Source organism: Sporosarcina sp. FA9, from assembly GCF_051550205.1.
GTDB lineage: Bacteria > Bacillota > Bacilli > Bacillales_A > Planococcaceae > Sporosarcina.
Genome location: NZ_CP188819.1, coordinates 3,329,808 through 3,342,011 on the forward strand (window position 1 = coordinate 3,329,808; position 12,204 = coordinate 3,342,011).

Annotated in this window: 13 protein-coding genes; 2 read left to right on the plus strand and 11 right to left on the minus strand. The window is 39.0% G+C overall.

The features are described 5' to 3' along the window. Positions 1–5: 5 nt before the first annotated feature. The 3 genes from ACP8HH_RS17015 to ACP8HH_RS17025 are packed head-to-tail and all read right to left on the minus strand — an operon-like array spanning position 6 to position 3,593. On the minus strand, positions 6–1,103 hold the full coding sequence (locus ACP8HH_RS17015) for a GNAT family N-acetyltransferase (RefSeq protein ID WP_438313323.1): 1,098 nt from the start codon (positions 1,101–1,103) through the stop codon (positions 6–8). A gap of 26 nt (positions 1,104–1,129) precedes the next feature. Next, positions 1,130–3,241 carry a heavy metal translocating P-type ATPase gene (locus tag ACP8HH_RS17020; RefSeq protein WP_438313325.1) on the minus strand — a complete coding sequence of 704 codons (2,112 nt, stop codon included), beginning with the start codon at positions 3,239–3,241 and terminating at the stop codon, positions 1,130–1,132. After that, positions 3,228–3,593: an ArsR/SmtB family transcription factor gene (locus ACP8HH_RS17025; protein WP_438313327.1), complete on the minus strand. Its 366-nt coding sequence runs from the start codon at positions 3,591–3,593 to the stop codon at positions 3,228–3,230. Before ACP8HH_RS17025 ends, ACP8HH_RS17020 begins: the two co-directional genes overlap by 14 nt. Positions 3,594–3,759: 166 nt before the next feature. Here ACP8HH_RS17025 and ACP8HH_RS17030 point away from each other — a divergent pair, with 166 nt between their 5' ends. Next, complete coding sequence (locus ACP8HH_RS17030) at positions 3,760–4,179, plus strand: universal stress protein (protein WP_438313329.1); 420 nt, start codon at positions 3,760–3,762, stop codon at positions 4,177–4,179. Between the two features lie 83 nt (positions 4,180–4,262). Here ACP8HH_RS17030 and ACP8HH_RS17035 read toward each other — a convergent pair whose 3' ends face one another. The 7 genes from ACP8HH_RS17035 to ACP8HH_RS17065 are packed head-to-tail and all read right to left on the minus strand — an operon-like array spanning position 4,263 to position 10,064. Continuing rightward, on the minus strand, positions 4,263–4,655 hold the full coding sequence (locus tag ACP8HH_RS17035; RefSeq protein WP_438313331.1) for a Na+/H+ antiporter subunit G: 393 nt from the start codon (positions 4,653–4,655) through the stop codon (positions 4,263–4,265). Continuing rightward, on the minus strand, positions 4,633–4,917 hold the full coding sequence (locus tag ACP8HH_RS17040) for a Na(+)/H(+) antiporter subunit F1 (protein ID WP_438313333.1): 285 nt from the start codon (positions 4,915–4,917) through the stop codon (positions 4,633–4,635). The genes ACP8HH_RS17035 and ACP8HH_RS17040 overlap by 23 nt, the downstream gene beginning before the upstream one ends. Then, on the minus strand, positions 4,917–5,408 hold the full coding sequence (locus ACP8HH_RS17045; protein WP_438313335.1) for a Na+/H+ antiporter subunit E: 492 nt from the start codon (positions 5,406–5,408) through the stop codon (positions 4,917–4,919). Before ACP8HH_RS17045 ends, ACP8HH_RS17040 begins: the two co-directional genes overlap by 1 nt. 16 nt (positions 5,409–5,424) lie before the next feature. Then, complete coding sequence (locus tag ACP8HH_RS17050; RefSeq protein ID WP_438313337.1) at positions 5,425–6,909, minus strand: Na+/H+ antiporter subunit D; 1,485 nt, start codon at positions 6,907–6,909, stop codon at positions 5,425–5,427. Beyond that, a complete protein-coding gene (locus ACP8HH_RS17055) occupies positions 6,902–7,240 on the minus strand; it encodes a Na(+)/H(+) antiporter subunit C (protein WP_381536308.1) in 339 nt (112 codons plus the stop codon). Before ACP8HH_RS17055 ends, ACP8HH_RS17050 begins: the two co-directional genes overlap by 8 nt. 3 nt (positions 7,241–7,243) lie before the next feature. Continuing rightward, the gene (locus ACP8HH_RS17060) at positions 7,244–7,666 is read right to left on the minus strand and encodes a Na(+)/H(+) antiporter subunit B (RefSeq protein ID WP_438313339.1); all 423 of its coding nucleotides are present in this window, start codon (positions 7,664–7,666) and stop codon (positions 7,244–7,246) included. Beyond that, positions 7,653–10,064 carry a Na+/H+ antiporter subunit A gene (locus tag ACP8HH_RS17065; RefSeq protein WP_438313341.1) on the minus strand — a complete coding sequence of 804 codons (2,412 nt, stop codon included), beginning with the start codon at positions 10,062–10,064 and terminating at the stop codon, positions 7,653–7,655. Before ACP8HH_RS17065 ends, ACP8HH_RS17060 begins: the two co-directional genes overlap by 14 nt. Positions 10,065–10,418: 354 nt before the next feature. Here ACP8HH_RS17065 and ACP8HH_RS17070 point away from each other — a divergent pair, with 354 nt between their 5' ends. Continuing rightward, positions 10,419–11,087 carry a histidine kinase gene (locus ACP8HH_RS17070; RefSeq protein WP_438313343.1) on the plus strand — a complete coding sequence of 223 codons (669 nt, stop codon included), beginning with the start codon at positions 10,419–10,421 and terminating at the stop codon, positions 11,085–11,087. A 93-nt stretch (positions 11,088–11,180) separates the two neighbouring features. Here ACP8HH_RS17070 and murB read toward each other — a convergent pair whose 3' ends face one another. Further along, on the minus strand, positions 11,181–12,101 hold the full coding sequence (murB, locus tag ACP8HH_RS17075) for a UDP-N-acetylmuramate dehydrogenase (protein ID WP_438313345.1): 921 nt from the start codon (positions 12,099–12,101) through the stop codon (positions 11,181–11,183). Between the last annotated feature and the right edge of the window lie 103 nt (positions 12,102–12,204).

Consider the following 12,204-nt stretch of genomic DNA (forward strand, 5'->3'; position numbering starts at 1 on the left):
CTACTTTACATTATCTTTGCATAAATACAGGTGTTTCGTAAAACCTTTCCATCTACAGACATAGAGTCGTGTTTTAGTGTACCTTCGAGTGTAAAGCCCGAACGTTCCGCTACGGCACGGCTCTTATTATTTTCATCGTCGCATCTAATTTCCACTCTACGGGCACCCAAATCTTCAAATGCAAACCGCGTAATACGCTCTACAGCTTCAGTTGCATAGCCAAGTCCTACAAATTTAGTAGCGAGCCAGTAACCAATTTCAAATTTAGGAATTGTCCAGTCTATCCGGTGCAGACCCGCTGAACCAATAAACTCTCCTGTCTCTTTGCTAAACAAATGCAAACGTAAATCTTTTTTTAGTATAAAATCGGCAATCGCTTGACGTAAATTTTCTTCGGTTTTATAGAAAGTAGGTTCTGATTGCGCCCATGGCATCCATTCACGAAGTGCAGGTAACGAATGCTCCGTTGCTTGCAAAATGTCTAACGTATCGCTTAGCTCAGGTGCTCGAATCAGGAGCCTTGCCGATTCAAATGAATTCGGAAAATCCGGGATAAGATTCTTATCTTTCCCCGCATCCTCCCAGATTACAGGCGTTGTCGTGCCACCTAAGAAATCTTCACGAGTTATGCCGTAAGTTACTGCGTCATAATATGAATTTTCTTTCGGTGAGAACCATGCATTTCGAAGATGCGCCTCTTTTACAAACCCAGCACGCCCAAATGTTTTTCGCATTGCGATGTTATCCTGTCTTGTATGTCCTTCAAGGCGAATTTTCTCCCCCGGTAAACCAAAGACATATTCCGCCACAAGCTGAAGTGCTTTTGGACCATAGCCATATCCACGCGATACATCCGCGATTTTTAAATCAAACAAAGGAATATCGTCTTGTAAATCATAAATCTTTACAATTCCCACTTTTTCATCCGTTTCATTCTCCACCCAGAACGTTTTTACTTCGTCCGAAGCATAACCGCCTTCTTCAATTGCTTTTTCAACAATCTCTCGCCCTGGATGGTGATTTCCGTCAAAAGGCCATGTATTTGTAATCATAAAATGAATGAGCTGTTCTTGTTCTTCCATAGTCCATTCTCGCAATTTCATTCGGAACCATCTCCTTAATATACATTCTACTTGTTGACTCGAAGTAAACGTAAGGAATTCAACACGACAAGTAGGGTCGCACCCATATCCGCAAAGATGGCAATCCATAATGTGAGCCAACCAGGAATGATGAGAAGTAATGCTATAATTTTTAATCCTAATGCAAACATAATATTTTCTTTGATAATACGCAATGTTTTACGGCTTAACTTAATCGTATAAGGTAGTTTTTCAAGATCGTCTGCCATTAGTGCAATATCTGCCGTTTCAAGTGCAGCATCTGTTCCGGCACCACCCATAGCAATTCCAACTTGCGCCGCTGCAAGTGCAGGCGCGTCGTTAATGCCGTCACCGACCATTGCAACGCGTCCGTACTTGTCGCTCAGTTGTTTAATAACAGTGAGCTTGTCTTCTGGCATTAGACCTCCGCGAACATCTGTTATTCCAACGTCCTTCGCAATAGCTTCAGCTGTATCGGGATGATCTCCCGTCAGCATAACTGTATGTTTTATGCCGATTTCTTTCAATTTACGAAGTACATCCTTACTCTCTGTACGGACTGGATCCGCGACCGCAATCAATCCACTGAAGGAAGTATCTGTAATAATTGCCATAACTGATTTTCCCAGTTGTTGTAATTCAGTCGCTTTTAGCAACATTGTTTCAGGTAACGTTGTCATTTCCTGTGCCCAACGAATGCTGCCTACAAATATTCTTTGTCCTTCAATCTCAGCATAAGCGCCTTTACCCGTTATAGATTGGAAATTTAAAGCTTCCAATTTCTGTGCCCCGTTTTTATAGGCATACGTCGAAATAGCTTTTGCCAATGGATGTTGAGATAACGATTCTACAGCCGCAATTGATGAAAGTAATTGCTGATTGTTACTAACGTTTTCAGAAGGGATAAAATCAGTTACTTCAGGATACCCTTTTGTTAGTGTCCCTGTTTTATCAAACGCGATTACTTTTATATGTCCAGCTTCCTCGAGGTGAATACCACCTTTAATCAGAACACCTTGACGGGCTGCGTTTCCGATTGCCGTTACAATCGCAACAGGCGTTGAAACAACCAGTGCACATGGACAACCAACTACTAGAACTGCCAAACCTTGATAAACCCAAATATTCCAATCTGCACCTAATAACGGTGGAATAACTGCTACGCATATTGCTAAAATTACAATGGCTGGCGTATAATATTTTGCGAATTTATCTACAAACTTCTGAGAAGGTGCTTTTTCGGCCTGCGCCTCTTCAACCAGATGAATAATTTTTGCAATCGTAGTATCACCAACAAGCTTTGTCACGGAAACTTCGAGTGCACCTTCTTCATTCAAAGTACCCGCGAATACATCATCACCTGTTCTTTTTACAACCGGAATGGACTCTCCCGTAATTGCAGATTGATTGATTGTTGTGAGTCCTGATAAAACAATTCCGTCCATTGCTATTTTCTGACCAGGCTTAACAATGAGAACGTCGCCTATTTTAATATCCTCTGTTTGCAGCTCTAAAATCTCTGAATTCCTTCTTACAATTGCAGAAGGTGGTGCAATATCCATTAACAAACGAATCGATTGACGTGCTTTATTCATGGAATACGCTTCGAGTGCTTCACTTACAGCAAATAGAAAAACAATGACTGCACCTTCACGCCACTCTCCAATAATAACTGCACCGATAATCGCAATCGTCATTAGTGTTTTCATATCAAATTCAAAACGGGCAAGGTTTTTAAACCCTACTCTAAACATAGATGCTCCGCCAATAACAATCGAGATTAAAAACAAAGCAATCGCAGGAGGATACGTTTCGCTATGTTGGATTGACAATACAAAACCTGCAAGTAAAAAAATTAGCGATAGTGCAGATACAATATTTTCTTTTCGTTTATAAAAAGGAATAATGGGTTCCATTCGACGATCTATTGCTGGGAACACTTTAATACCATCGAAAGCACCTGCAGCTTCTAGGTCCTCTATTGTAACATTTCCAGAGAGCGATAACTTAGATGCACCAAAGTTTACTTGTACATTTTCAGCAGCTTGAATCGCTTTAACATTCTTTTCAAATTTCATCGCACAACTGGCGCAAGTTAAATTTTCGAGCCGATACTCCGTTTTTTCAATCGCCGCCATGAGTATCACCTTCCAATGCGTGGTCATAAGCAACCTTAATAAGTTGATGAACATGGTTGTCTGCTAAGAAGTAATAAATCATCTTCCCTTTTCGATGTGATTTTGCAAGGGCATGTTCTCTTAAATAACGTAAGTGGTGTGAAGCAGTTGCTACAGAAGAACCAATAACTGCAGCGACATCACATACACACATCTCTTCTTCTAATGTAAGTGCGTAAGCTATATTTAATCGTGTTTGATCTCCAAGTGCTTTAAATATCTGTACCATGCCGCTAAGGTCCGGCATACTATTTTGAACTCGCTCCACTACTTCTTCATGGACTATAGTTACTTCGCACACTTCTTTTATCATCACTATTCCACCTTCATTCAAATGAGTGTTTGATTATAGATTTATTATATGCAATTTAAGTTCGAGTTGCAAGGTTATTCAAATAACTATTAGAATGAATGAATTTATTAAAAAGGTTTATTTATCATAGAATTGCATATAATACTATTTAAAAGGAGAGATGATAATGTACAAGAATATGCTGGTTGCTATTGATGGTTCTGATAATTCAAAGCGTGCAGCCGAGCATGCATCGCATATTGCATTAATGAATGCAGAATCTAAAGTAGACCTTCTTTATGTTTTAGATAATAACCGAAATCGTATTGATATTCTTCCTACTATTGAGCGTGATGATTTACATATTGATAGAGAAAAAGGAATCATACCTATTGAAGAAATTTTCGTCCTTAAAAACATTGACCATAAACTAATCATTAAGCATGGTGATCCAGGTCCAACAATCATTTCATTTGCTAATGCAGGTAATTACGATCTTGTTGTCATTGGATGTCGCGGATTAAATTCGTTTCAGGAAATGATACTTGGAAGCGTAAGTCATAAAGTAGCAAAACGAGTTCATATTCCTGTTTTAATTGTAAAATAAAAAAGACCACTATTTATAGTGTATACCCAAAAAGATAGAGTGAAAATCTACCTTTTCGGATTCACATTATTAGCGGTCTTTAATTACAATTCTTTCTTATTTGCCAATTCATTTTTTTCATCATTCTCTTTATGTAAAACGTCATATAAATCGTCCGTTCCCGATATATCTGCGAGCTTCACTTTCGACCGATATGCGGCGCGCACAAGAAGATGACCTGCAACGGGTGCTGTCAAGAAAACAAAGACAATACCCAACAGCAGACGAACACTAATAAAATGTTCAAATAACCAAAAGTAAATAAATGCTCCTGATAACGTTAATAGTACGGCAAGCGTCGAACTCTTTGTTGCCGCATGAGATCTCGTATACACATCGGGTAATCGAATCAAACCAAACGCGCTTATAACACTCATAATTCCACCCAGTAATATAAGGAAGGCGCCTACAAATTCACCAATCGCGCTTACGTTCAACGATAACACCCCTTGTGATAAATTTTGAATAAGCAATCGTGCCAATAAAAGATAAAATCCCCAATATGAGAATAACTTCTAAGAAAGCTTTTGTTTTTAGAATTATGGATATTACCGCGATGGACGCAATCAAATTCACACCAATTACATCGAGTGCAAGTACGCGATCAGGCATAGAAGGTCCTATAATAATTCGGATCAATGCAATACCTATTGCTACGGCGAACAAGCTAAGAGAAACTTTCAACATAATTTCAATCATTAACGCGTCACCTCCATAATTGCTTTTTCAAAATTTTTCAGTTGGCTTAAAATTGCATCACGCTCATTTTCAACATCCATTGCATGAACGTAGAGAACGCTTCCCTCCTCCATAACTTCCATAACTTCCATAACCACCGAACCTGGCGTTAATGTTAATAAGAGCGAGATCATCGTCACTTCAAGATCACTGCGTAATACAGTTTCATATCGGAAAATACCAGGTCTAATCTTTAGTCTCGGACTTAATATCTGTTTCAACACCAAGAGGCTCGATTGTGTTAACTCTGAAATGAATATAAAGAGCAACTTAATAACCGAAAGTACTCTTCGCAAATAAAATGCGGAGCCGAAAAATCGATGCATTAGAAAGATAATACCGATTCCAACGAGATACCCAGTAAAGAATGTCGTGAATTTCAGCTCGTCCTCATCCATTAACAACATCCAGAGAAAAGCAATGAAGATATTTAATAGTATTTGGGCTGGCATTTTTACTCACCTCTCCTTACTGATTTCCATTCATAACTGCATCAATATATATTTCCGGATTCATTAATGTTGTCGCAGCATCTTGCACATAAATCGCAATCCATTCTGCTCCAAAACCAAGCGCAATGGTAGCAATACCGAGCAAAACAACTGGGATCAGCATTCCTTTTTCTAGCGGAACTTCATCTTCCTCACTTATTATCGTCTCTCCCCAAAATGTATTCATGAAAATGCGGAGCAGAGAATACAAGACGAACACACTTGAAATAAACGCGATTGCAAGCAAGACAAACGAACCCGTCTCAATCGCTCCTTGCCCAATGAGCACTTTACCGATAAACCCGCTAAGCGGTGGAATGCCCGCAATCGACATAAGCGTAAGAAAGAACGACCACCCAATAAGTGGATAGTTACGAATCAGACCACTCATTTCCTCGATTCTTGAAGTTTTAGTTACATAAATCATCGTTCCGATTAGTAAAAACAATAACGCCTTAATGATCATGTCGTGCACAATGTAATAAACCGAGCCCTCTAGTGCTACTTGCGTAGATACAGCAAGCCCCACCAGAATAAAACCCACTGTAATGACAACGTTATATGCAGCAATTTGCCGAATATCTTTATAAGCAATTGCGCCAATACTTCCACCAATCATCGTTAACGCCGCCATAATACCAATCAACGTGTGAGTAATCGACGGCTCGTGATAGAAAACAAGTGTAAACATCCGGAACATCGCGTAAATACCAACCTTAGTCAAAAGTGCCCCGAAGAGTGCCGCGACAGCTGTTGGCGGAACACTATATGAACCCGGCAACCAGAAATACAGCAAGAGTCCAGACTTCAGACTGAAAACGACTAGAAAAATAATCGCGATTGTTGTTAAAAGTGGTCCTTGTCCGACCTCTGCAACACGGACCGATAAATGCGCCAGATTCAGTGTTCCAACAGTTCCATATAAATAAGCTATTCCAAGTAAGAAAAACCAAGAGGATACCACATTGATGACTACATATTTAATGGATTCCACCAATTGGATCTTTCTTCCTCCTAGCGTAATTAGTACATAAGAAGATAACAGCATGACTTCAAAACAGACGAATAGATTAAATAAGTCTCCTGTCAAAAAAGACCCGTTTACACCCGCAATTAAAAACAAAACCAATGAATAAAAATACATGTTTTCATGAGCTGCTCCGATGGATGAAAATGAATACAACAACACCATTGCAGTAACAATCGCAGTTGTTAATACAAGCAACACGGAAAACGAGTCCGCGACAAAAGAAATACCATAAGGAGGCATCCAACCACCGAAATCAATTCTTAAAATCCCATCCGTTTGGATTAAATTCAAAATATATAAGCTAATAACTGCAGTAATCACTATAGCAACAAAACTAAGAATTCTTTGAAGTCGAACTGAATTGCGAATAAAAACTAAAAGAATTCCTGTTAACAACGGAATGATCATCGGTAATACTATAATATTATTCATTTTTAAATCCTCTCAATACATCAAGATCATCTAAACCTGTTTCTTTATAGGTACGATAAGCAAGAACCAATAAAAAAGCCGTCACAGCGAAGCTAATTACAATTGCCGTCAAAATAAGCGCCTGTGGAAGCGCATCCGAGTACGATTCGGCATTTTCTCCGAGAAGTGGTACGGCACCTTTTTTAAGCCCTCCCATTGTAATCAGGAGCAAATGCACAGCATGCGAAAGAATTGCAGTACCCAATATAATACGGATGAGGCTTCTTGAAAGAAGTAGATAAACCGCGACGGTTACAAGTAAACCGACGAGTATTGTTATTAACGTTTCCACAAGCTACACATCCTCACTTATACTTAAAATAATCGTAACAACGGAACCAACAACAGTTAGCGCTACCCCTGCTTCAAACAATATTACAGTTGCCAATTCTGTTGAACCAAAAACCGGCAAAACAACATCAATATGTGTTTGAGTAAGAAATGAAGCTCCAAAAAAAACAGGACCAAGGCTTGATAAAACGGCAAGTAGCACACCAAATGCCGCTACTTTTTTAAAATCAAACGGAATGCCTTTATGAACCGTTTCAATATCAAATACCAAATAAAGCAAGACAAAAGCAGAGGATAAAACAAGTCCGCCAATAAATCCACCGCCGGGATTGTTATGTCCCGCGAAAAAGAGTTCGACGCCGAACGTTAAAATGATAAAAACAACAATCGCAGTTACTGTTTTTAAAATGACATCATTGATTTTCAACGTCATTATCCTCCTTTTTCGCCTTCAACTTAATCAATGTAAACACACCAATTCCTGCTATGAAGAGGACAACGACTTCAAGCATCGTATCGAATGCACGAAAGTCTCCTAAAATTGTATTGACAATATTTTTTCCACCAGTTAATTCATAAGCATCTTCAAAATAAACCGAAATCGAATCAAACATTTTATTACCTTGAACAGCTAGTGCAATTATTGTAACAACAGTTCCTATCAATACTGCAATTATTCCCTTTGTAACCTTAGACTTGCGGGAAGACTTCTCCTTCGTCCATTCCGGTAAAAAATGAAAACACAATAGAAAAAGTGCGGTTGTAACTGTCTCAACAACAATTTGCGTAAGGGCCAAATCTGGTGCCCTAAAATAAACAAAAAAGAGTGCAATTGAATATCCAAGAACACCGTTCAATAAAATTGCTGTCATACGTGATTTTGCAAATAGAATTGCAATTGCTGCAGCCATCATTACGATGATTAACATCAACTCATAGATTGAAATGGGTCCATCATCTGATAAATTAAATGAATATCCGCCCAATAATAAAAGAGTCCCACCTACGGCAGTAATAAAAAACAATAAAATATACGCAAGATAATCACGTAAATATCCCGTCATATAAAACCTTGTGAATAGTGTAGAAAGTCTCTCCATTTGCATAAGCGTTGCGTTATACATGGAGTCCAAGCTCCAGCTTACCGGCAGCAAATTGTAAACCGGTCTCCAATAACGTAGAAATATGTATAATAACGCCCCGACAATAATTACACCTATAGTCATAAACAATGCAGGTGTGGGACCATGCCAAGCGGATATTTGAGGTGCAAGATCTGCCTTTCCAGCAAACACAGGGTAAACCGCCGACATTGCAGGCCGTATAACATAGTTCCCTATTACATTTGGAAAGAAAAAGATACCGACAACAAGCACAGCTAATATGGAAGGAGCTACCAACATTCCGGGAGATGCTTCATGTGCTTTTCGATCAAGCCTCTGCGGCTGATGTTTCCCAAAAAAAGTTTGAAAGACAATAATCATCGAATAAACAAATGTGAAAACACTTGCAATCCAAGCAACAACTGGGATGACCGTTCCCCACGTACCTATTTCAAACAAATCAATAGTTCCGATATTCAAAGCAGCCTCAAAAAACATTTCTTTACTTAAAAACCCGTTGAACGGTGGTAAGCCCGCCATTGAAAAACTACCTATAAGAGCGATGGTAAATGTTACCGGCATCAATGCCATTAGACCGCCTAATCTACGGATATCACGAGTCCCCACATTGTGGTCAATAATCCCAATTACCATGAATAAGGCGCCTTTAAATGTTGAATGATTGATCAGATGAAATAATGCAGCAAATGTTGCCTGAGTGAAAATAACCGAATCTGCACTGTACCCGGAATTAAGGGCAGCCGATCCGAATCCGAATAAGCTCATAATTAGACCAAGTTGGCTAATTGTTGAATATGCAAGCAAAGCTTTTAAATCCGTTTGTCTGACAGCGTTAAACGCACCCCAAAACAAAGTAAAAATCCCAACAAAGCTCACAGTATAAAACCAAGTAGCTTCACCGCCAAAGACGGGCGTCAGACGCGCTACAAGATAGATTCCCGCCTTCACCATCGTTGCAGAGTGTAAATATGCACTAACAGGTGTCGGCGCCTCCATCGCGTCAGGAAGCCATATATGAAAAGGGAACTGTGCGGACTTTGTAAATGCACCAAGAAGCACTAGAATCATTGCCAATATAAACAATGAGTGATCCGTATACTGACCAATTAAAGCGATAATCTCCCGCACACTAAAGGACCCGGTCATCACATAAAGCATAATAAATCCAGCGAGCATTGCCACTCCACCAGAAACAGTAATGAGCAAAGACTTTTGTGCACCATATCTGGATTGCTTTCGATGAGACCAAAATGCGATGAGTAGAAATGACGAAATACTCGTCAATTCCCAAAACACATAAAGTACCATTAAATTATCCGAAAAGATTACACCGAGCATCGATCCCATGAACATAAGTAAATAAACATAAAAATGGCCTAGAGATTCCCTATCGGATAAATAATAGATTGAATATAATATTACAAGTGTTCCAACACCGGTAATTAGAAGGCCAAAAATCATACTTAGACCATCCAAATATGTAGTGAAATTAACTCCATAAGTTGGAATCCATTCAAGTGTGTTTATGTATGTTTTCCCACTTGCGACATTGGAGATATAGCTTGCAAGACCAATGAATAAAATGAGTGGAACGAGCAAAACAAACCAACCAATATTTATAGTCGGTATTTTTTTGTAGATAAAGGGGATAAATAGAGCAGCCAAAAACGGAATAAAAATCACCATTGCTATTGTATACAAACAAAAACCTCCAATCGGTGACTCATAAAATCACTCTAAAATGTCTGGTTACTCTAATCTTTTTTAGATAAATCTGGTGTGTACTTGACTCACACTGAAGCAAAATGGATAATAGGATGTTATAGAGAGCTAAAGTATACTGACTGGAAAAGGCCAGCGTGATAAAAGAAGGAATTTGCGCGGGTAACCAAAGTGAATTATACACTATAATCAACTTATTTGCACCGAGTAGTCCTATCTATTAGACTTTCCACTTGTACTCTAATCCATTCTCATATATAATTACTAAGTTTTCAAATTCTCAGCAACCAATTCGTATATAAATTATTATTAATAAAGAGGTGAAGAACCGTCATGGGCAAAGTAAAAGGTCGGATGGACGAGAGTATTCTCGTTTGTGTCTACTATGGTCCAAATGGTGAACGTCTCATTAGACGCGGACATAAAATGGCGAGTATTATGGATTGTCCGATGTATATTTTAACAGTAGACGCTCTTCCATTCGATGAACTTGATGCAGAGAAGTCAGATTATGTTGAGCGCTGGAAAGAGCTCGCCGAAGAATTAGATGTTGAAGAATTCATTATACGTGATAATGAAAAACGCCCTTCCGCAAAAGTGATTGCAGAGGTCGCACATAAACACAATATTACACAAATCATTATTGGCCAGACTGCACAAAGCAGATGGGAAGAAATCACAAAAGGATCTTTTATGAACGTATTGCTACGTGAAATTACTTTTGTGGATTTCCATGTTGTTTCCGTTGACCGGGCTATTAAAGAAGATGTTGATGGCATATTCGAAAAAGGTGTACGAGCATATTTAGTTAAAGACGGGGACGGCTTTCGTATCAAGTTTACCTTATCGAAAGATGCTCAGTATGAAGGTATTTTCTTCAAAGAAATTGGAACCGATTTTAACAACGGGATTTTTAAGTTTATGGCAAACAGCAAAATGTGCAATGTGCATATAACTGATGACCAAGTTGCGGACCCTTCAACTATTAGTTGCAAGTTATAAACGTTCTAGCGGAAGGCCCCTTAAAGGAGCCTTCCGCTTTTTTTATAGCAAAACGACTCCACATTTAACACCACATAATAAAAAGGGCAGAAATTACTCCGCCCTCTCCTCGCCAACTATTTTGACTTCAAGTTCTAACTCAACGTTAAACTTCTTTTTCACTTCGGATTTCACCATCTCAATTGTTCGAATGTAATCAGAAGCTGTTGCTTTATTTTTATTCACAATAAATCCTGCATGTTTCATCGATACTTCTGCACCGCCGACCCCTTTGCCTTGCATTCCACTTTCTTGGATCAGTTTGCCCGCGAAATAACCAGGCGGTCTTTTAAATACACTTCCCGCAGATGGATATTCCAGCGGTTGTTTGGACTCGCGTTGATACGTAAGATCAGCCACTTTCGCATCAATTTCTTCTTGAACACCAACTGCGAGCTGAAAATCAGCCGACAAAACATAATAACCTTCTCTAGTAATAATACTTTGCCGATAGCCAAGTTCCAATTCTTCTTTGGAAAGTACGACGAGTTCACCCTTTTTAGTGAGTACCGTTGTCTGAACAATAATATCTTTTATCTCACCACCGTAGGCACCGGCATTCATTGCCATAGCACCGCCAATAGATCCAGGAATTCCACAAGCGAACTCCAAACCAGTCAAACCTACTGCAGCTGCACGTCTCGAAGCTTCGATTATGAGTGCACCACCCTCTGCATGGACAGAAGTTCCATCTATACTAATATTGTTTAGCTTAGACAAATGAAGAACAATTCCCCGTACTCCACCGTCTCTAACAACCATATTCGATCCATTTCCTAAAAGCAGTAAAGGGATTTCATTCTCATATGCGTAACATACTGCGGATTTTGTTTCTTCAATGGTTGTTGGGATAACAAGTAAATCTGCTAAACCACCAAGTTTTGTCATCGTATACTTGTTAAGTGGTTCATCTATTTTCAAAATACCTTTTGTAATTTTAGTTTGAAGTTCATTAAACCAATGATTCTTCGACATCGACATACAGTCCTTTCGATAAAAACCTATTCATCACTATTAGTATGCGCGGAATCTGTGCTTTTGACAAGGCTTTCTAATAAAAAAAAATATGGAAAAATTT